Annotated in this window: 14 protein-coding genes; 5 read left to right on the top strand and 9 right to left on the bottom strand. The window is 70.5% G+C overall.

Going from position 1 to position 20,513, the window contains the following annotated elements:
* Positions 1-23: 23 nt before the first annotated feature.
* A complete protein-coding gene (locus ACGFH8_RS25885; protein ID WP_393371730.1) occupies positions 24-854 on the bottom strand; it encodes an NAD(P)H-binding protein in 831 nt (276 codons plus the stop codon).
* Positions 855-956: 102 nt separating this feature from the next.
* Here ACGFH8_RS25885 and ACGFH8_RS25880 point away from each other — a divergent pair, with 102 nt between their 5' ends.
* Together ACGFH8_RS25880 and ACGFH8_RS25875 are read left to right on the top strand one after the other, a co-directional pair.
* Positions 957-1,874, top strand: a complete 918-nt coding sequence (locus ACGFH8_RS25880) for an AraC family transcriptional regulator (RefSeq protein WP_393371727.1) — start codon at positions 957-959, stop codon at positions 1,872-1,874.
* A 79-nt stretch (positions 1,875-1,953) separates the two neighbouring features.
* The gene (locus ACGFH8_RS25875) at positions 1,954-4,023 is read left to right on the top strand and encodes a phosphocholine-specific phospholipase C (RefSeq protein ID WP_393371724.1); all 2,070 of its coding nucleotides are present in this window, start codon (positions 1,954-1,956) and stop codon (positions 4,021-4,023) included.
* An 86-nt stretch (positions 4,024-4,109) separates the two neighbouring features.
* Here ACGFH8_RS25875 and ACGFH8_RS25870 read toward each other — a convergent pair whose 3' ends face one another.
* From ACGFH8_RS25870 to ACGFH8_RS25840, 7 genes are all read right to left on the bottom strand, one after another.
* Positions 4,110-4,946, bottom strand: a complete 837-nt coding sequence (locus tag ACGFH8_RS25870; RefSeq protein WP_393371721.1) for an aldo/keto reductase — start codon at positions 4,944-4,946, stop codon at positions 4,110-4,112.
* A gap of 42 nt (positions 4,947-4,988) precedes the next feature.
* On the bottom strand, positions 4,989-5,912 hold the full coding sequence (locus ACGFH8_RS25865) for a hypothetical protein (protein ID WP_393371719.1): 924 nt from the start codon (positions 5,910-5,912) through the stop codon (positions 4,989-4,991).
* A 13-nt stretch (positions 5,913-5,925) separates the two neighbouring features.
* Entirely contained in the window at positions 5,926-7,491 is a 1,566-nt protein-coding gene (locus ACGFH8_RS25860) for an AAA family ATPase (RefSeq protein ID WP_393371716.1), read from the bottom strand.
* A 1-nt stretch (position 7,492) separates the two neighbouring features.
* Positions 7,493-8,062 (bottom strand): hypothetical protein, encoded by a 570-nt coding sequence (locus tag ACGFH8_RS25855; RefSeq protein ID WP_393371713.1) that lies wholly within the window; start codon positions 8,060-8,062, stop codon positions 7,493-7,495.
* A gap of 3 nt (positions 8,063-8,065) precedes the next feature.
* Positions 8,066-8,263, bottom strand: a complete 198-nt coding sequence (locus ACGFH8_RS25850) for a hypothetical protein (RefSeq protein WP_393371710.1) — start codon at positions 8,261-8,263, stop codon at positions 8,066-8,068.
* Position 8,264: 1 nt separating this feature from the next.
* Complete coding sequence (locus tag ACGFH8_RS25845; RefSeq protein WP_393371709.1) at positions 8,265-10,034, bottom strand: hypothetical protein; 1,770 nt, start codon at positions 10,032-10,034, stop codon at positions 8,265-8,267.
* A 285-nt stretch (positions 10,035-10,319) separates the two neighbouring features.
* A complete protein-coding gene (locus ACGFH8_RS25840; RefSeq protein ID WP_393371707.1) occupies positions 10,320-11,087 on the bottom strand; it encodes a Crp/Fnr family transcriptional regulator in 768 nt (255 codons plus the stop codon).
* Between the two features lie 470 nt (positions 11,088-11,557).
* Here ACGFH8_RS25840 and ACGFH8_RS25835 point away from each other — a divergent pair, with 470 nt between their 5' ends.
* Genes ACGFH8_RS25835 through ACGFH8_RS25825 form a run of 3 tightly spaced genes read left to right on the top strand, consistent with a single transcriptional unit; the run spans position 11,558 to position 18,788 of the window.
* On the top strand, positions 11,558-12,874 hold the full coding sequence (locus tag ACGFH8_RS25835; protein ID WP_393371705.1) for a hypothetical protein: 1,317 nt from the start codon (positions 11,558-11,560) through the stop codon (positions 12,872-12,874).
* Positions 12,871-14,832, top strand: coding sequence for a caspase domain-containing protein (locus tag ACGFH8_RS25830; protein ID WP_393371702.1), 1,962 nt, complete (start codon positions 12,871-12,873; stop codon positions 14,830-14,832). The genes ACGFH8_RS25835 and ACGFH8_RS25830 overlap by 4 nt, the downstream gene beginning before the upstream one ends.
* Positions 14,829-18,788: a CHAT domain-containing protein gene (locus ACGFH8_RS25825; RefSeq protein WP_393371700.1), complete on the top strand. Its 3,960-nt coding sequence runs from the start codon at positions 14,829-14,831 to the stop codon at positions 18,786-18,788. The genes ACGFH8_RS25830 and ACGFH8_RS25825 overlap by 4 nt, the downstream gene beginning before the upstream one ends.
* Here the strand turns inward: ACGFH8_RS25825 and ACGFH8_RS25820 are convergent.
* Positions 18,769-20,400, bottom strand: coding sequence for a hypothetical protein (locus ACGFH8_RS25820; RefSeq protein WP_393371698.1), 1,632 nt, complete (start codon positions 20,398-20,400; stop codon positions 18,769-18,771). The two genes, ACGFH8_RS25825 and ACGFH8_RS25820, sit on opposite strands and share 20 nt — an antisense overlap.
* Positions 20,401-20,513: the final 113 nt, after the last annotated feature.

Raw genomic sequence — 20,513 nt, 5'->3', positions numbered from 1 at the left:
CACCCGTTACGCCGCCTGCGGAGCTACGACCACGCGCCGGCCGACGCGGCCCGAGCGGCGTAGCTGTCGAAGTCGAGGGGGTCCCGTCCGAGGACTCGCCGCACCCCGTCGGTCGGCTCGGCGAGATGTCCCGCCCGCATCCCGGCGAACAGGGTGTTCAGCGCCGTCGCGGCCTCCTCCGGATAACCCTCGGCGAGCAGCTCGGCCTGGTACTGCTCCGCCGTCAGCTCCACGTAGCGCATCGACCGCCCGGACGCCGCGGCGATCGTCGCCACCGCTTCGGCGAAGGTGAGCGCGCGCGGACCGGACAGGTCGTACACCTGTTCGTGGTGCCCGGGTGACGTCAGCAGCGTCGCGGCCACGTCGGCGATGTCCTGGGCGTCGACGAACGGTTCCGGGGTGTCGCCCATCGGCAGGGCCAGCCGACCGTCGAGCAGTGGTTGGCGAAACAGGTCCTCGCTGAAGTTCTGACTGAAGTTGTTCGGCCGGATGATCGTCCACTGGACGCCGGACTTCCGCACCGCCTCCTCCGCGGCGACCATGCCCGGGGAGAAGTCACCGACCCGGTCGATGCCACGCCCGGACAGCGCCACGAAGCGGCCGACGCCCGAGTCCACCGCCTGCACCACGAAGCCGGCGGCCAGCGCGGGGTCCTCCGGCGCCAACAGGTAGACCGCCGAGGCCCCCGCCAGGGCCGGTCCCCAGGTGGCCTGCCGCGACCAGTCGAACAGCACCTCACCGGAGCGGGAGGCGGCCCGGACCTGCTGACCCGCCGCTCGCAGCGTCCGCACCAGCCGACGACCGGTCTTACCGGTCCCGGCGAGCACGAGGATCGAACCCGCGTCTGTCGTCATGACCACAGTCAACGCGGCCGGTCGCGCACGGTACATGTGCTGTCGTACGCCGCGCATGTCCGATCGTCCAGGCCCCGTCGGCGGCGATCTATCGTCGATGTCATGGACCCGTTCGACAGTCTGCTGCGGGGCGTGCACGCCGAGGGTGCGGCCTTCGGCCGGTCGGTGCTGACCCCGCCGGGTGCGCTGCGGTTCACCGACGGCGCCCCACTGACGCTCTGTGTCCCCATGCGCGGCGAGGGGTGGATCTCGCACCCCGAGAGCGACAAGCCCCGCCTGGTCCGGGTCGGGGAGGCCGCGACCGTACGCGGCCCGGCGCCGTTCGTCTTCTCCGCCGAGCCACGGTCGAGCTTCGCTCCCGGGGAACTCCGCGACGTTCGGCGTGGCCACACCGGCACGTCCGGCACGGATCGCACCGACCGCCTGGTGCTGCTGGTCGGGGTCTACCACGTCCGGGGTCTGGTGCCCCAACGACTGCTGGGCGCGCTGCCGCCGGTGCTTGTCGTCCCGGACGAGCAGGACTGTGCCCCGCTACGCGACTACCTGGACGCGCAGCTCGACGCGGGTCGGCCCGGCCGGCAGGTCGTGCTGGACCGTCTCCTGGACTGGTTGTTGGTGTGCACGCTGCGGGACTGGTTCGACCAGCCGGAGGCCGAGGCTCCCGGCTGGTACCGGGCGTTGAGCGACGACACGGTCGGTCCGGTGCTGCGCGCCATGCACGACGCGCCGGGCCGGCCGTGGAGCCTGGCCAGCCTCGCCGCGCAGGCGGGAGTCTCCCGGTCCACACTGGCCACCCGGTTCACCGCGTTGGTCGGCGAACCGCCGCTGACCTACCTGACCGACTGGCGCATGACCCTGGCGGCCGACATGCTCGCCGAATCCACGGCGACTGTCGCCGCCGTGGCGCGACACCTCGGGTACGCGGACGCCTTCGGCTTCAGCGCGGCCTTCAAACGGGTGCACGGGATGAGCCCGAGCGCGGCGCGGAGCCGGTCGTCGAACGGTCGCAAAACCGACTAACTACGGCCATCTGCCGTCAACGCATCGTCGATAACCTCCGGTCGCCAGTTTCTCGACGAGATCGCACAAAGGCGGAGTTATGGGCACGGTGGATCGACGTACCTTCCTCAAGGCGATGGGCGTTCCCGCGATCGGCGCGGCGCTCCCGCTGGACCTCAGCAAGGCGCTCGCCATCCCGGCGAACAACCGGACCGGCTCGATCAGGGACGTCGAGCACGTCATCATCCTCATGCAGGAGAACCGGTCCTTCGACCACTACTTCGGCACCCTGCGCGGCGTACGCGGCTTCGGTGACCCCCATCCGGCGACACTGCCGTCCGGCAGGGACGTGTGGCACCAGCCCAACGGCGACGACGAGCTGCTGCCGTTCCGCCCCGAGGTGAAGGACCTCGGCCAGACCTTCCTGCCGGACCCGCCGCACGGCTGGAACGACGGCCACGCCGCCTGGAACGACGGCCGGTTCGACAAGTGGGTACCGAACAAGGGCGTCACGGCGATGACCTACCACACCCGCCAGGACCTGCCGTACCACTACGCGCTCGCCGACGCCTTCACCGTCTGCGACAGCTACCACTGCTCTCTCATGGGCCCGACCGACCCGAACCGCTACCACATGTGGAGCGGCTGGGTCGGCAACGACGGCAGGGGCGGCGGCCCGGTCATCACCAACGCGGAGGCCGGCTACGACTGGTCGACCTACCCGGAGCGGCTGGAGCGCAACGGCATCTCCTGGAAGATCTACCAGGACGTCGGCACCGGCCTCACCGCCGCCGGCTCCTGGGGCTGGACGAACGACCCGTACATCGGCAACTACGGCGACAACTCGCTGCTCTACTTCCACACCTACCAGAACGCGCAGCCCGGAACACCGCTCGCCGAGAAGGCGAAGACCGGCACGGAGATCAGGACCCAGGGTCGCGACCCGGAGGCGCTGCTCGCCGACTTCCGCGCCGACGTCGAGGCGGGACGCCTGCCGGAGGTCTCCTGGATCACCGCGCCCGAGGCCTACACCGAGCACCCGAACTGGGGGCCGGCGTTCGGCGCCTGGTACATCTCCCAGGTCGTCGACATCCTCGCGGCGAACCCCGAGGTGTGGAGCAAGATGGCGCTCTTCATCACGTACGACGAGGAGGGCGGCTTCTTCGACCACGTGGTCCCGCCGACGCCCCCGCAGACCCGCGAACACGGGCAGTCGACGGTGCCGACCACGAACGAGATCTTCCCCGGCGACGCCGACCACCCGGCCGGGCCGTACGGCCTCGGCATCCGGGTACCCATGGTCATCGTCTCGCCGTGGACGCGCGGCGGCTACGTGAACTCGCAGGTCTTCGACCACACCTCACTGATCAAGTTCCTGGAGGCGCGGTTCGGGCACGGTCGCCCGGACCTGATCGAGCAGAACATCACCCCGTGGCGGCGCGCCGTGGTCGGCGACCTGACCACGGCCTTCGACTTCCGGCACCCGAACCGCTCGCGCGAGGTCAGGTTGCCCGACACCGACGACTTCAAGCCCGAGGACCTGGTCCGGCACCCCGACGAGGTGCCGGTCCCGCCGGCCGACCAGCGGCTACCGAAGCAGGAGCACGGGGTACGCTCGGCACGCGCGATCCCGTACACCCTGCACGCCGACGCCCGGGTCGACGGCCGCGCGCTCCGGATCGACTTCCGCAACGCAGGCGGGGTCGCCGCGGTCTTCCAGGTCCGCCAGGCCAACAGCGTGGACGCCCCGCGCACCTACACCGTCGAGCCGGGCAAGCACCTCACGGACACCTGGCCGGTCACCTCCGGGTACGACCTGTCGGTGCACGGGCCGAACGGGTTCTTCCGCCGGTTCACCGACGGTCGCTCCCACCTCGACGTCACCCCCGAGTACCACGAGCGCGACGACAAGCTCACCCTCACGCTCACCAACCGCGGGTCGAAGCGGGTCGAGGTGACCGTCCGGGACGGGTACCACGCCCGTCCGGTGACGCTGTCGCTGCGCCCCGGCGCGACCGAGCGCGCCACGTGGGCGCTCGCCCGCACGCACGGCTGGTACGACCTGACGGTCCACGTCGCCGGCGACGCCGACTTCGCGTACCGCTGCGCGGGTCATGTGGAGAACGGCAAGGACAGCATCAGCGACCCGGCCCTCGGCGGCCTCGTCTAACAAGTGTCGCGTCGCCCGGGCCGCTCCCGGCCCGGGCGACGCACCTCGCAGCGGCCTGCCCACCGCCCGTCGGCGGGTGGGGTCGGTCAGAACTCCTCGTACACCGCCGGGTCCTGGTCCGCGAGACGCCCGTCCGGGCGGCCCAGCGCGGTGATGGCCTCGACCTGCGCGTCGGTGAGCGTGATGCCGAAGACGTCCAGGTTTTCCACCTGCCGCTGCGGGGAGGCGGCCTTGGGCAGCGGGATCACCTGGCGGGCCACGTGCCAGGCGAGGATCGTCTGCGCCGGGCTGACGCCGTGCGCGTCCGCGATCTCCCCGATGACCGGGTGCTTCTGAAGGTCGTTGCCGTGGCCGAGCGGGCTCCAGCCCTGCACGAGGATGCCGTGCTCGCGGTGGTAGTCGAGCGCCTCCTGCTGCGGGAAGTACGGGTGCACCTCGATCTGGTTGACCACCGGCGGCACCCCGGTCTCGGTCACCAGCCGGTCGATGTGCTCCGGCAGGAAGTTGGAGAGACCGATGTGCCGGACCAGACCGCGCTCACGCGCCTCGATCAGCGCCCGCCACGCCTGCACGTACCTGTCGACACTGGGGTTCGGCCAGTGGATCAGGTAGAGGTCGACCCGGTCGAGGCCGGTGCGGAAGACGCTCTCCTCGATGGTGGTCAACGCCTCGTCGTAGCTGTGGTGCCGCCCCGGCAGCTTCGAGGTGACGACCAGCTCGTCCCGCACGTCACCGGCCGACCGGGCGGCCCGACCGACGGCGCCCTCGTTCTCGTAGTTGACCGCCGAGTCGATCAACCGGTAGCCCGCCCGGATCGCCTGACCTATCGCGTCGACGCCCGCCGAGCCGTTCAGCCGGTACGTGCCGAGCCCGATCGCCGGCAGGGTGGTGCCGTCGGCTGCCGCAAGGTGGGGAATCGTCATGATTGGGACCCTACCCGCACACACCTCTCGGCCCGGTCGGAGTCAGCCAGCCGATGCGCCGAGCGGGTTCAGCCGGCGCGGCACGCACTGATTCTCCAGTGCCTCCGCGCTGAGTGACGGGAACTGCGCGGCGCACCAGGTCGCGACACCCTCCTTCGAGGAGTCCGGCACGAGCGCGAACGTGACCCAGAGGGGTTGGCCACCGAGTAGCTGCTGTCGTCCGTAGTCCGTGCTGAGCAGCAGGACCAGCCGGGCCTCGCCGGTGAACATCTGCCGCAGTCGGTTGTGCTCGGCCAGGATGTCCTGTGCGTAGAAGGTGTGTGAACCGTTCTCCGCGACCTGGTTCGGATCCACGATGCCCACTGTCTTCGACGCGAGCTGTGCCGCGTACCGGCCTTCGAGCGACACCGTGGGCAGGTCCTGACCGTTCAGCTCGTGCAGTGCCGACAGGGCCTCGTCCTCCGGATCCAGGATCGTCGTGGCGGAGGGGATCGGCTCCTCCGAAGGGACGGGACCGCCCGGCTCCCCGTCGACGAAAGTTTCGCGGGGCTCCGTCGGGACCGCACCGACGGAAGACGATCCTGGCTGGGCGTCACCGTCCTGCCCCACGGCCACCGCGACGGCCACCACGAGCACCGCCACAAGTGCGATCCCCGCCCACACGGTCAGGGTCCGCATCGAGGTCCCGCTCGGGTTCGCGGGCATCACCTCGGCGCCGAGCAGCTCGCCCCGCCACGGCGGGTCGGCTGCCCTCGCGGCGGGCACCTCGGCGGCGATGTCGACCGGGCGCCCAGCGGAGTCGTCGCCGACGTCGCCGGGGCGGGCCGAGGAGGAGTCGCCGGTCGCCGGAAGCTGACGAGCCGACGTCCGCGGAGCAGGCGCCGGAGGCACCTCGTCGGCCAGGTCCCCGACGAGGTCACGGACGTTCCAGATCGCCCCACGGTCGGGCTGGTTGTCGCTGCTCATCTCATCCTCCGAGTTACGCGTCGCCAGGAACGATCACTCGACGGCGGGCGCCAGGACCGGACGTGCCGGGAGTTCCGGCCGCGCCGGCGGGCACCGCCCGATCGCGGCCCCAGGCCCGGATCTCCGCGATCTCCTCCGGGTGCGTGCGGCTGAGCGGATTGGTGTTGACGAAGGTGTCGACGACGAAGTCCGCCCGGACGGTGCCCTTGCCCTCCAGCAGCATCACCTCGTACCCGACCTCGACGAGTGCGGACTCGATGTCGGAGCCGGCGAACCCGTCGGAGAGGGCCACCAACCTCTCCAGCAGGTCCGGGGGAACCTCCTCGTGGACGTACCGACGGTGATAGAGCTGGATGATCTCGGCCCGATCCGCGTCGTCGGGGAGGTCGACGAAGAAGAGCTCGTCGAATCGCCCCTTGCGCAGCAGCTCCGGCGGTAGCGACCGGATGTCGTTCGAGGTGGCCACGACGAACACACGGGAGGGCGACTCCTGTAGCCAGAACAGGAACTGCCCCACCAGGCGGCGGCCGACACCTGTCGAGTCGTGCTGCCCGGCCAGCCCTTTCTCGATCTCGTCGATCCAGAGGACGCAGGGGGCCGTCCGGTCGGCCAGGTCAAGCGCCTCGCGCAGCCGAGCCTCGGACTGCCCCACGTACATGCCGAGGATGGCGGCGAAGTCGAGGCGGTAGAGAGGCAACCGCCACTGGGCCGCCACCGCCTTGGCGGACAGCGACTTGCCACATCCGGGTACGCCGACCAGGAGCACCCCCCTGGGGGGACGCAGCCCGGCGCCACGCAGGTCGGCGAGCATGAGTTGGTGACGGCGGTCCAACCAGGTGCGCAGGGAGCTCAGTCCACCGATCTTGTGATCGTTCTGGCCGAGCGGGACGCGTTCGAGGCCCGCGAGATCCGAGAAGTGCTTGTCCTTGATCTCGGCGAGGCGGTCCACGTCCTCTCGCCGTAGCCGCCCCGCGGCGGCCATGGTCGCCAGGATGTTGATGGCGGTACCCTCCGGCACTCCAACGAGGAACTCGGCGGCGCGCCGGGCTTCCGCCTCGGCCCAGTCGATGGTGACGGCGCCCTGCTGTTCCTTGAGGAACTCGACGACGATGCCGTACATCTCGGCGGCATTTGGCGGATCGAGCGAGATGCTCATCCCGAGGCGTTGCAGACCGCTCCAGATCGGCGTGTCCGTGATCAGCACAATGCTGCCGGACTGGGTGTCCGCGAGGCGAGCCAGCTCCGCGATGTGCCGGGTGACGGGAGAGTCCCCGCTGAGGTCGTCCGGCTCGACGAACACGATCGTGGCCTGCGCCCGCCGGGTCACCTGGGCCGCGGCGAATTCCATGGCGGCGACAAGCGACCGGTCCTCCTGGACCGGGCTGTTGGTCCGCAGGTCCCGCAGGCCGGTGGCCCGGGTGTAGATCCAGAAGGGAAAGCTGGCTCTGCGCGGGGCTGCGGCGGCTTCCCGCAGGAGGCGGGTCGCGCGCGACTGCTCGGCGCTGCGGATGCCGATGAGCGGGACCCGGGCGGCGATGTAACTGTCGAGATCCCGGCGGGCCTCGTCGTAATGGGACACGCTACTCCTCGGGACGCAGAGGCGGGGGATCGATGAGGATCTGCCGGCGCGGTGGCCGGGACGGGTCGCACGACCAGGCGTCGGTGCGCCGCGGAGCCGTTGCGGTGTGCACGGTGATCGGGTTGTCGCGAAGGGTGCGGAGCCGGGCCTGGACGATCCGGTCGTCCACGCCGGCACGGCGGGCCGATTCGATGTTGTCCAGCAGCGCCTGCTGGGCAGCGCTGATCGCTTCGTTCACCGCGTCGAGGAGTTGGCGCGACAGCTGTGGTGGCAGACCTGGATGAGCCGCGACCGCCCGAATGACGGCGAGGCCCTGCCGGGACTGCGTCAGCGCACGTGCCACCTCGAACTCGTCCCTGGCCTCGGCCATGGCACGGAGGAGCCCGTCGGCCCAGGCGCGCAGACGGGACGCCAACACCTCCGTCATCCGTCGGATCAGCCGAGACCAACTGTCGGCCGGATAGTCCTGCTCGGCGAGGAGCGGAAGCTCTCGCGCATCGTCTGCCTGGCCGGCTCGCCACCGGTCCAGGAACGTTACCCAGGCCTGGTAGCCGCTGCCGGTGACTGCCACGCGTCAGTCCTGCCGGGGCCGGCGGACGGCCACACCCGGCGGCATCGGCTCCCAGTCGGGAAGCGTCTCGACGATCTGTCGGGCGCGACTCGTCGTTCGGCGCCTCGCCGGGTTCGGCTGACGCGCCCACGGGACGCTTTGCGCCCCGGCCTCCTCCGGCGCGTCGGACGCGGCATCGGTCGTTGGATCCTGAGCTGTCATGTCATGCCTCCTCAAGGCGGCCGACCACACGCCGCTCGTACGGGCTGCTCGGGGCGCCGATCGTGGCGAGATCGGCGATGAGGGTTTTCACGTCCGCCTCCTTGGCGTCCGCCGCGCTGAACCGACTCGTCCAGTCGCTCAGCTCCGCACCGGCGGCTCGCAGCTCCACCAGCGACCTCTTCGTGGCCCGCGCCACGCGCTCGCGGGCCTTCCGCTGCTCCTCGGCCGCGTCGTCGGCCTGCGACTTGAGAACCAGGCCCCAGATCACGCCAGCTCCGAGCGTCACGAGGATGCCCAACCACAGAACGCCGACGACGGACACGACCAGCAGGACGAGGAGGAGCACCACCGCCGGCGCGACGACACGCTTGTGCCACTCGAACGTGAGGCCACTCAGGAACCGCTCGGTGTGTCGGTTCCAGTGCGCGCTCAGGGACTGCTCCAGGACCTTCACCGGCTGATCGAAGGAGCCGGTCCACCGCGGTAGCCGCAGCCCGGGCAGGCCGAGGTTGTCGGTGAGGTCGAAGGTCACCGAGACCACGCCGGGCAGCCCGACGCGGTAGTCGCGGGTGAACGCCGCGTGGGACGTGCTCATCCAGTCATGGCAGAAGGCCACCGCCAGCCGCTGGGTCTGCGTCGACACGCCGATTTCGTCGGGATTGAGGGCCGACTCCGTCTGGATGGTGAGGTAGTCCCGTGTGTCGTTCAGGGCGGTGGACTCACGCTCAACCGCCCGCGCCTCGGTAAGGCTGCCGCGGGCCGCGACGATCGCCTCGTTGACCACGAGTTCCCGGCGTAGCGGCAGTTCCTCGAAGTCGTACTCCTCGACCAACTGATCGAGGATGTCGTCGATGGCATCCTCGATGCCGCTGCTCGGCGGCACGTCCGCGTTCATCAACTCGCGGTAGCTGTCGACGATCGACTGGTGTGCCTCGGCGCAGGCCAGGGCGCGGTGCAACTGGGGCCATTCCGGCGAGGCCTGGGCCAGGCGTGGGAAGTCGTTCGCGACCGCGTCGGGCTGGACGTGTGTCTCCATCTCCCGACGCCAGCGGTTGACCTGGGCGAGCGTCACGGCCTCGTCGTCCAGCAGGAGGCGGTGCCAGCCGTCGACCCGGCCCCGGACGACCTCCAGGCCACCCGGGCCGAAGGCGCCCTGGGCGACCGCCTCCAGAACGACCGCGAACTCGCGGTGGAGTGCCGCCGGGTCCTGCGCCTCGAGGTAGTGCTCCAGCCATCGCACGGCGCTGGATCGTCGCCCCTGCCGTCGAAGCACCAGCGTCAGAAACAGCGACGTGTGGCCCGGCGACCGCCGGTACGCCTCCTCCACCGCTCGGACGCACCGGTCCGGGTCGTCTCCCGACCACGCCGCGAGCGCCACCAGCACCGGGGCGAGCCAGTACCGAGGGGTTTGCACCATCAGCTGTTCACCGATGGCACGGACCGTCTCCTCGCGCACCAGCCCGAGGTCGAACGCCTGCAGCATGCCCACCGCTGTGCGACGAACCACGTCGTGGTGACCGAACTGGTGCTCCAGCTCGCCCTTGAGCTTGAGGATCTTCAGGTTGGCGTCGCTGACACGTGCGTCTCGGTGGGCTTGCTCCACGAACTCCGCGAAATCCGCCCGGAGCTGGAGGAGATCGCTCCGGGCGGCCTCCTGTTTCTGCCCGAGGACGCCGACCCGGGTGTCGACCTGGCCGATGGCCTGCCCCAGGGAGGCGACCAGCTCGTGGGTGCGGTGAATCTGCCTGTGCAGGCCGCTCAGATCAGTCATTGTCTCCGGTCCACGTGACGAGTAGGGGAGGTGACCGCCATGCGGATCCGGAGGATCGGTCAGCGGCGACGTTCTCTTCCCGGCCGATCCCGTGCACGGTACTGGGATGTGCGGCATGGAGGAGGCATGAATAGGGATAGGTTCGTGGTGCTCAATGTGACGTTATGAATGTTTGCCGCGGTGCAGCGGTCGTCGCGTCGACCAAAGGTGTCGAAGGCTCGACCGAACGGATATCGAAAGTGGGGTCGGTCCAGCACCGATCATGCGACCCGGACGAACGTTCGGCTACGAGATCCGGTCGGGAGGCTCGTTGGCCATCCGCCGCAGGGCAGCCGGATCCAGAATCGCAATACGGCGATAACCGGAGCGGATCAGGTCCGCCTTCCGCAGCGCTCGCAACGCCTTGTGGACGGTAGCCTCCGCCGCGCCGACCATTGTCGCCAACTCCGGCTGACTCAACGGCACGTCGATGACCACGCTGCCGTCGTCAGCCTGCCGTCCGTGCGTGCGGGCGATCTCGGCCAGGACCCGGGCCACCCGCATCTCCACCGGGTAGGCGACGAAGTCGGCGCGGCGCTGGTTGGCCCAGCGCAGTCGCTCGGCCACGGTCGTGGTGACCAGCCGGGCGGCCTCGGGATGCCGGTTGAGGACGTGGCGGAAGGCCTCGGCGGTGACCAGGCACCCGGTCACCACGCCGCAGGCGGTGACGCTGGCCATGCGGGGCAGATCGGCGAGGGCCGCCGACTCCCCGACGAGGTCGCCCGCGCCGCGAATGGCGACCAACGCCTCCACGCCCTCCACGTTGTTCGTCACCTTCACGAAACCACTGATCAGGAAAATCACGTACGTGTCGGTGCCACCCTCGAGGAGCAGGAGGTCGCCCGGCTCGTAGCGGCAGGCGTGGCCGCGGCCGAGTAGTTCCTCGCGGATGGCGCTCGGCAGTCGGGCGAGGAATCCTCGCGCGGGTGGCGCGTCCGAGCGTCGTACGACACCGTCCACCGCCACCTCGCCCGGCCCGCCGACACCCCTGATGATCCGCCAAGTCTGGGGCACCGGGCTGCGGCCTGCAACGGCTCGATGGTGGACGGTCGCGGCACCGACCAACGATCGTGGTGGGCCTGTTGACGTTCGTGCTCCCACTGGCTCCCCCTCGCGTACGCCGACGCGTCCGACTCTCGCACCTGCCCGGCCGCGCGATCCCGGATTAGTACGGGATTTCCGCCGGCGACCCGGGGGATTATGAAGATGTGTACGAAAGGGCGAGGGATCGCCCACCCGACCGAATGCTTCGCCTGTCGGCTGGCTGACAGACCTGTTCGGCCGTGCGGTCGGTCGGTAATGATCGGGCTCCTCGCCAATTGGTATGGACGTGCTCGGTCGTAACGGGCGCGGAACGGTGACCGGGATATCGGTCGTAACGCCGGCGTGACAGGCGCGGCATGGACGACTCGGTCAGTCAGCTGATCCGCCACTACTGATCCGATCTCGCCGGATAGTGATCGACCAACTGAGCTGGAGGACAGATGACCGGGGACGACTGGGCGTTGCCCGAGGACGAGCCGCTGCGGGCGTCCGACGTCCTGGCTCGCTCGTTACTGCGACCGAGCCAGAACCGGGATCCCGACGAACCGGATTCGTCGTTCGGGCCCACGGGGGTCACCTGCGGTCGTCCGCTGCTCTTTCCGGTGGCGGGGGAGGATCTGCCGAAGCCGCTGAGGCTGCGTGCCGAGGTGTCCGGACGTCGATACTTCGGCCTCTTGGCCGCGTTCGACCTGGACGAGTTGGCGGACGGCCGGCGCTACACGTCGGTCCGCTTCGAGATCGCTTTCGACACCGAGGACGCGGTCGCTGTGCGGCTGGACAGCGACGGCGGGGCGCTCGGGCTGACCTACGGTCAGGGCCCGCCGCGCCCGGTCACCGTCGCGGCTGACCGTGCGGTCCTGGCTGGTGTCGCCCGGCCGGGTTGGTTGGCGCGGATGGCCCCGCGAGCCGGTCGCCCCCGGGCCTGGTCCTTCGGCATGCACCGGCACCGATTCGGCTGGACCTACGCCGACCCGTCCGGGCGGATGTTCCTTCCGCTGACGTACGGCATGCACGCGCTCGTCGAGGTGCCGGCGTCGGTGACGGTCCTGTCCGGGCGCATCGGACTGCGTGTCGAGACGCTGGGGACCTGGCGCGACCGGGCCATCCGACGGCAGGCGACCCTCCGGGACGCCGTGGTGTTCCAGGAGGCCCTACCGGGACACGTCGAAGCGAGCAGCGCTGCCGTGCGCCTCTGCATGGCAGCGGACGTGGCGAGCTACAGCCAGCGACCGAACCATCTGGCCGAGCGCACCCAGTCCTGGCTGGTACGAGCGCTCGCCGACGCGCGTCGTGCCGCCGGTCTCGACGAATCGGCGGTGGCGGTGCAGGCCCAGGGCGACGGGCAGTTCGCCGTCCTGCCCGTCGGCATCGACGAGTCCACGGTGATCCCGCGGTTGGTGGGTGGCCTGGCCGACGCCCTGCGCCGAACGAACATCGGTCTCGGTCCGGCGGAGCGGGTGCGGCTGCGCGTCGCCCTGCACCGGGGGTTGATGAAGCCGGCCGACAGTGGCTGGGTCGGTGCCGCGGCGATAGCTGTGCACCGGATCCTCGACAGCCCTCCACTGCGCGCGGCGCTGCGGGACAACCCTGGCGTCGACTACGTCCTCGGCCTCCCCGACGTGCTGTACCGGGACGTCATCCGGCACTCCGCGTTGCCGCCGTTGCCCGACGCGTTCACCGAGGTCACCGTCGACCTGCCCGAGAAGCAGTTCGTCGAGCACAGCTGGTTGCACGTTCCGACCGGGAACGCGACATGACCAGGCGGGTGTTCGCGCTGTTGGTCGGGATCGATCGCTATCTGGCCGCCTCGCCGCTGCAGGGGTGCGGCAACGACGTGCGAGTGGTGGAGGAGTTCCTGCGCGTCCGTGTCCGGGGCCACGGGCGACCGGACCTCCGCGTCCTGAAGAACGAGCAGGCCACCCGGGACGCGGTCGTCACCGGACTACGCGACCACCTGGGCCAGGCCGGGCCGGGCGACACCGCGCTGTTCTGGTTCAGCGGCCACGGGTCGCGGGCGAAGGTCCCCGACGGGCTGTGGCACCTGGAGCCGAGCGGGACGATGCAGACGCTGCTCTGTCACGACAGCCGCCACGGCGACGTGGCCGATCTCTGGGACAAGGAACTGTCCCTGTTGCTCAGCGGGATCGCCGTGACCGGGTGTCACGTGGTCGTCGTGGCCGACAGTTGTCACTCGTTCGGCGTCACCCGCGACACGATTCGGGCCGTGCCGCCGTTGACGACCGCCCCGAAGATCGATTCGCTGCTGCCGGAGCTACGCCGCCTCGCCGCCCTGCCCCCGGTCGAGCATGTCGAGTTGGCCGCCTGCGCGTCGGCGGAGTCGGCCGTCGAGACGTGGGCCGACGGAGAAGAGCACGGCCTGTTCAGTTGGTCCCTGGTGAGCGCCATGCGACGGCTCGGCCCGTCGGCGACCTACCGCGAGTTGTTGACGGCCGCGCGGTGCGACGTGGAACGGCATGCCTACCAACAGGTCCCCCAGTTGCAGCCGGTCACTCCCGGCATCGCGGACCAGCCGTTCCTGGGCGGTCGGATCACGCCGTCGGCGACCGGCATGCGGATGCGGCGCGCCCGGGGCGACTGGGAGATCGATGCCGGCTCCTGCCACGGGCTGTCGGTCGGTCCCGACAACGACGACGTCCGGGTGGCCGTACCCGGCCCGGAGTTGCGGGAGGCGCGCGTGGTGCGGGTCCACCCGGAGCGCAGCGTCGTCCGACCGCTCGGCTGGGAGCCCGACGAGGATCTCCAGTACCCGGTCGTCGTCAGCCGGGTGCCCACCCCGGCGGTCAGTGTCGGTGTCGACGGCGAACACGCGCCGACGGGGGATCAGGTGCTGGCGGCGCTGGCGACGTTGGGGCCCGGTGGCGGCCCGTCTCCTCATCTGCGCACGGCGCGCAGTCACGAGATGCGGACGCCGGAGTTGGTCATCGACGTCCGCGAGCCGGGCCGGGTGCGGATCCGCGACGGGGAGGGCACCGCGCTCTGCGACGAGATGACCGACGTTCAGCGTGACGGTGGCCGTCGGGTCGCGGCGGCACTTGAGCACCTGGCCCGAGTTCGTCGGGTCAAAGCTCTGGTGAATCCGTTCTCCGCGCTTGTCGACGCGGTATCCGTGGAGCTTGTCGACGCGTTCCCGGGCGAGCTCACCGCACCCTTGGACAGACCCGCGCTGCGTCCGAGCGAGGACGGCGCCGTGCACCTGCGGTACCGGCAGGAGCACGGGCGCTGGGTACCGCCGACGATCTTCGTACGCCTCCGCAACGACAGTGACCGCCCCCTGTACTACGTACTGTTGAACATCACGGAGAAACACCGCGTCCACGCCGGGCTCTTCCCCGGCGCCCAGGTCGCGCCCGGTCGCGTCGGCGCGGCGCTGTACGGGCGGCCCGTCGAGCTGCGGCTCCCGGTCGGCACGCCGGTCGAAGAAGGTGCCACCACCCAGGACTGGCTGGTGTTGCTTGCCGCGGAGAAGGAATTCAGCTCGTCGCCGTTCGAGTTGCCCGCGGTCGACGAGGCCTGGCCCGGCCGGACGCGGGCACCGCTCGCCGTGACCGGCCTGCTGGGTCGACTGGGTCTGGCCGCCGTGCACCGCGACGCCGGGGGCACCGCGGACAGCGCCTGCGACTGGGTCACCCTCGCGGTGCCGGTGGTGACACGGGTGCCGGCGGCCCGGGACGAGAAGGTGAGCGCGAGCGGGTGACCACCGTGGACAGCACGAACAGTGTGCCCCTCGACGAGTGGGTCGCCCACCTGATCGCGCTCATCGCGGACCCGCCGCCCGACGTGGACCTCGCCGAACTGACCGGGATGCTCGGGCAGGCGTACCTGGAGTGGTACGAGGCGGAGCCGGACGAGGGTCTCCTCACCGTCGCGATCGCGCACCTCGACCGCGCGATCGACGGCGCAGCACACCACGATCAGACGGTGCTCTGGCACGCGGGGCTCGGCGTGGCCCATGCCGAACGGGCACGCCTCGGTGCGCGTTCGACCGACCACGACCAGGCCATCGGTCATCTGACCGCCGCCTATCAGGGCTGGCCGGCCGATGATCCCGAGCGTGACCTCGTGGCGGTGGACCTGCTCGAGGCGACCTGGGACCGGTTCCTGGGGCGGTGCCTGGACGACGGGCGACCTCCCCAGGCCGCCGCGGCGGACGCGGACGAGGTGGTGGCCGCGATCGAGGCCATTCGCGTGAGCGCCACGGCCACCGATCTCGCCGCGTACGTGCAGATGGTTCGCGGGATGGCGCTCCTGGCCCGGTACGACTGCGGCGGCGAGCGGGAGCAGGATCTGGAGCACGGCATCGACGTCCTCTCGGCCGCCCTCGCGCAGCTGCCACCGGACCTCACTCCGGGGTACGCCACCGCCTCTGCCGACCTGGCGGCGGCCCATCTGGACATGGCCGGACTGCGGGAGGACCCCAGGAGTGTGGAGCTGGCCGCCACCGTGGCAGACCGTGGCATCGACGCCTGCGGGCCCGGGCAGCCCGGCTGGCTCAGCCTGCACCGCTGCCGGGCCACGGCATGCGAGGTGCTGTGGGACCTCGGCGAAGATTCCGGTGACCTCGACAAGGCGATCGGGAGCTGGCGAACCGTCGCCGAGGATGACGCGGATCCGACCGTCGCGGTCACCCTCGCCGAGCTGCTGCGCAGCGGTGCGGAACACGCCAGCGACCCGAGCGGCCTCGCGGAGGCCGTCACCCTGCTGGAGCAGGCCCTACCCTCGATCGGGCACCAGGCGCCCGGGTGGCGGCAGCTCGCCGAGACCCACCGGCTGAACTGGCAGCTCGCCCGGAGCCAGGCCAGCCGCGACGCCGCCGCCCGCGCTGTCGAACACGCCCTCGCCGCTGCGGGCACCGACGACGACGTCCTGGCGGCGCACACCACGCGTCTGGTCCTCGCCACAGAAGTGCTCGAGTATGACGCCGCCCAGGAGGCAGCCGCAGCGCAGACAAGCCTCGACCACCTGGTAGCCGCGCTTGACGAAGCAGACCAGGTGCTGGACAACCGCGGGTCCGCGACGACCCGCGCACGTGTCCATCTCGCCACGGTGCTGGTCTACGCGGACTTCGCTCGCTTCAGCGAGGCAGAAGACGCGCTCGACCTGCCGAGACTGCGCCACCTGATCACGCTGGGTCGAGCGCTTGGCGCCGACGCTCCGCCGCGCCTCGCGGGGTTTCTCGACATGGCCGAGGGGATAGTGGAGCAGGCCGCCAACGCCAGCTCCGCGACGGGGGACTCGAACACGGCCGTGGAGGCGTTGCTGCGGGCTGGGCGGGACGAGAGCTTCAGCAAGGTCAGCGGCGACCGGATACCGGCGCTGCTCTCCTTCGCCCTGCAAACTCGTGCGTCCCAGTTGGGAGATCTGCGCGGGTCTCGCGCCGCCGGCAACCTGACGACGGACGGGGTCGTCGACGGTCGGCCGCAGGACCCGTTCGCCGCTGAGTGGCGGGTGTGGGCAGCCGCCATGGTGGCGTTCCAGCGGGCGCGGCAGGGTGATGTCGTCGGTCTGCGGAGGGCGATCGCACACGCCGGGGCGCTGGCGCGTCGACTCGGATCCTCGTTCGAGAACGACACGTCGTATCGACTGGCCATGCGCGTCCTTGACGACATGGTGACGGTAGGAACAGGAAGGGGAGAGGTGCGGCCACGCTCACCCGTGCCACTGCCGGCCAGGCAGCTGACGCATCGGGAACTGGGTGTGACGGTACTTGTCGGCGCAACCCAGGTAGCCGCGGCGCTACGACGTGGGGACCTGCCGCTGCTGCGCAGGTGGGCCGACCACCTCGCCGCCCTGGCGCACCGGTTGGAGCCCGGACACACCGCTCGTTTCGTGAGTCTGGCCGTCGCCGCCCAGGCCGAACTCGGCGCGGCGAGCCGGCTTGGCGACCGGGCGGCCGCAGGCCGCGCCGTCTCGCACTTCGAAGCGGCGACGGCCGAGTCCGGCGGGCCGGCGAACGCGCTCTGGACCGATCTGACCCGCGACCACGCCGAGGCGCTGCGCAGGTCCGGCGACCCGGATCGGGCCCGAACCCGGCGCCTTGGACTCGCCGCGCTGCACGGCCACGCCCGGCGGGTCCTGTTGCAGGCCGGCACCGATCACGCGATGGACATCGCCCGAGTGGCCGCCGCCGACGCCACGACAGTTGTCCGGTGGTGCCTGCAGGACCGGGCCGACGACGACCTGGTCACCGCCCTGGACGCCGGACGGGGTCTCGTCCTGCACGCCGCCACCGCGTCCCGCACGATCGCCGACTCGCTTCGGGAGGCCGGCCACCCGGACCTGGCTGAGGAGTGGCGGCAGACCGCGGGCCTGGGACGCGATCAGGCCACCGGTGACCCGCTCGGCGCGCTCTTCGCGGCCGGCGAGGTGCCGGACGACCTACGGTCGCGCGTCCTGCGTGCCCTGGAGAACGCGGGTACGAGTGCGCAGGGCCCGCTGGCCCAGGTGCCCGTCGCGGAGATCCGCGCCGCGCTTGCCGAGCTTGACCTGGACGCGCTCGTCTACCTGGTGCCGGCCGCGCGTCCGGTGCCGGGGTTCGCGGCCATCGTCCCCGCGACCGGGACGATCGAGGTGATCGAACTGCCCGATCTCGTGGTCGGCGACGGATCACCGCTGCAGAAGCTCCTCCAGGCTGCGCTGGGTCCGGCCGTGACGGGACGCGGAGCGGACACCCGGAAGAGCCGGCCACGAGACGCCGGTCCGGTCGGCGCGCCGATGCCGCCGTCGGTGGGGGCCCGAATGGATGATCTCTGTCGCTGGGCGTGGCGGGCGGCGATGGCCCGGCTCGTCGCCGAGACCCGGTCAACGCGCCAGTCGGCGCCCCCGCGGCTGGTGCTCATCCCGATGGGCGCCCTCGGGCTCGTACCCTGGCACGCCGCCTACCAGAACACCCCAACAGGCAGGCGGTACGCCGTACACGACCTCGTCCTGTCCTACAGCCCGTCGGCCCGCATGCTCTGTACGGCAGCGGCCCGGCCGCCACGTGCGATCCGGTCGACACTCGTCGTCGGGGACCCGCTCGGCGACCTGCCCTTCGCCGGCGTCGAGGCGCGAGCGATCCACAAGCGGTTCCACCAGGAGGGCCAGTACCTCGGCGGCCCCGAGGAGGGACCGGACCGGATCGCCCACCCCGACAGCGTCCTCGAATGGATCAGAGCCGTCGGTGGGCGCGGGGCGTCCCTGTTGCACCTGGCCTGCCACGGGCGCGTCGACACGGTACGGCCCGCGGACTCCTACCTGGTGCTCGCCGGAGGTCAGCTACCCGCGCGCCACCTGCTGGAGGTGTCCCGACTCGCCGCGCTCGACCTCGGCCACGTGTTCCTGGCCGCCTGCACCACGAACCTGGTGGGGGCCGACTATGACGAAGCCTTCAGCCTCGCCACCGCCTTCCTCGCCGCCGGCGCTCACACGGTCTTCGGGTCGCTGTGGTCGGTGCCCGACGTGGGGACGTCCCTGCTGATGTATCTCGTACACCACTTCCTGTACGAGGAGGGCCACAAACCCGCCGACGCCCTGCACCGCGCCCAGTTGTGGATGCTGGACCCGGCCCGGCAGCCACCCGACGGCATGCCGGCCGAGTTGGCTGCCCAGTGTGATCGCCCGGACAACGCCGCGCCGCTGAACTGGGCGGCCTTCACGCATCTCGGGCGATGACCTGCCGGGTGTTCGCCCGATCAGTCGAGAGACCGCCGCTCAACAGGGGGTCGGTACGCCGCTCGGTCTCGGGTATCTCCATCGCTGCGGCCAAGAGGTTGGCGAGCCGGTGGGTGTCGTCCAACCCTTGCCCCTTGCCAGCCCAGTCGTCGAAGGTGAGCCTGATGTTCTCGTCCACGGTGATGATGTCCAGTACGGGGCCTCTCTTGTCGCGTTCGCGGAACCGCACGTACCGAACGTCCGTGAGGGGGAACTCGCGCTCGATCGTGCCTTGTTTGCGCACTGAACTCTGTGCCGAGATGAAGAGACGTGCCGGTGTCACGCCGAGGTAGGCGTCCTCGCCGACGAGGCGGTCGAGATTGACATCGGCGATGGCCAGCAGGGGTTCCTCGCCCGGCACGACCCACCTGAGGATTCGCAGCACCTCATCCGGCACAGCCTCGGCGAATACGGTGAGGGGCGGATCCAGCGGAGCAGGCTGCCTGTGCACACGGTTGCGAAGAGCCGACACCCGTTCGGCCAACGCCTCGGCCATGGCAACAGCGTCTCTGATGTCTTGGCGCTTTGCGGTGAACGGCAAACTGAATTCGGCCGGAAGCTCGGCGATCAGACGGCATTGACGTTCAAGACCGGAGAGGAGATCCGCCACGTCCTCCATGGCTCTAGCGTGCTCACGCTGGGTCTCGGCGACCAACTCGGCCAGCAGGCCTTCGTTCTCGGCGGCATTCGCCTCGTCGCGGCTGATGTGTCCTGCGCGCAACACCTGGAAGCGATACCAGGACCACTCCGCCATGAGCATGCCGTGCGCGTCGGCGAGCATCTGGTCGACGTTCTTCTGAACGTAGGTTCGACGGCTCTGCCCGTCGGTATCGAGCGCCTTGATGTGCCGGCGGACGAGCGACGTGAAGAGGTGCCGCTGCTTGCGCAGGTCTGCGTCCCTGGTCGCGATGGAGGCGAAGACGTGGTCGTTGACGCCGCCGGCCGCTTGGGCCTCACGCACGGCGCGCAGCGTCGTCTCGTGCAGGCCGAGCAGCGTCGTCCACTGATCCTCGTGCAGGGCCCGAAGAACGTCACGGGTGAGTTGGACGTTCTCGTCGAGACGACGTGAGATCGACGCCAGTTGCACCTGCAGCGCCAGGAGCGCGGCGGCTGGCCCGAGAGCGGTGAGGATGGATGCGGCCTGCGCCCCTGTCGCAGGTGCCCAGCGCACCAGGTTGACGATCTTGCCGTTGCTCCCGACGAGCGCACCCAGGTTCCAGCCGCCCGACGTCATCGGTTGCGCCGTCTTGAGCACCTTCAATGTCTCGGGCGCCAAACGCACCAGGCCCTGCACCGTGGTCGCACCCTGTGCGCTCTGCGCCGCGAGATTGCCGATGCCAGAGGCCATCGAGAGCTTGTCGGTCAGGCCCTGGTTCGCGTGCGGGCTCATCATCTCGAAAGGGATCACGTCGAGGCCGACAGGCGGCTGGTCAGCGAAGAGCACGGCCAGCCCCGGCTCGATCTCGACGAGGCTGACGGTCGGCTCGTCGTCAGGGGAGACCGTGGCGTCGAGGGTGTCGTTGTCAACGGGTGTGGAGAGTTCGGTCTCGGATCCCTCGGCCTCGGGCGCCATCCCACATCCTTCATGATCGACAACGGGAACATCACAGTAGGTGTCAATGTGGTCACCCCGGCTCATCCGGAGCGGTAGCTCATCGCGCGTAGTGTCCACGCGCGAGTGACTGA

Source organism: Micromonospora sp. NPDC049175 (assembly GCF_043197345.1).
Classification (GTDB): Bacteria; Actinomycetota; Actinomycetes; order Mycobacteriales; family Micromonosporaceae; genus Micromonospora.
This window is presented reverse-complemented; position numbering and strand designations above follow the sequence as displayed.

Excerpts from the sequence above, each read along its gene's own strand:
- ACGFH8_RS25885 (WP_393371730.1), bottom strand. The coding sequence starts at position 854 with ATGACGACAGACGCGGGTTCGATCCTCGTGCTCGCCGGGACCGGTAAG.
- ACGFH8_RS25880 (WP_393371727.1), top strand. The coding sequence starts at position 957 with ATGGACCCGTTCGACAGTCTGCTGCGGGGCGTGCACGCCGAGGGTGCG.
- ACGFH8_RS25875 (WP_393371724.1), top strand. The coding sequence starts at position 1,954 with ATGGGCACGGTGGATCGACGTACCTTCCTCAAGGCGATGGGCGTTCCC.
- ACGFH8_RS25870 (WP_393371721.1), bottom strand. The coding sequence starts at position 4,946 with ATGACGATTCCCCACCTTGCGGCAGCCGACGGCACCACCCTGCCGGCG.
- ACGFH8_RS25865 (WP_393371719.1), bottom strand. The coding sequence starts at position 5,912 with ATGAGCAGCGACAACCAGCCCGACCGTGGGGCGATCTGGAACGTCCGT.
- ACGFH8_RS25850 (WP_393371710.1), bottom strand. The coding sequence starts at position 8,263 with ATGACAGCTCAGGATCCAACGACCGATGCCGCGTCCGACGCGCCGGAG.
- ACGFH8_RS25845 (WP_393371709.1), bottom strand. The coding sequence starts at position 10,034 with ATGACTGATCTGAGCGGCCTGCACAGGCAGATTCACCGCACCCACGAG.
- ACGFH8_RS25835 (WP_393371705.1), top strand. The coding sequence starts at position 11,558 with ATGACCGGGGACGACTGGGCGTTGCCCGAGGACGAGCCGCTGCGGGCG.
- ACGFH8_RS25830 (WP_393371702.1), top strand. The coding sequence starts at position 12,871 with ATGACCAGGCGGGTGTTCGCGCTGTTGGTCGGGATCGATCGCTATCTG.
- ACGFH8_RS25820 (WP_393371698.1), bottom strand. The coding sequence starts at position 20,400 with ATGGCGCCCGAGGCCGAGGGATCCGAGACCGAACTCTCCACACCCGTT.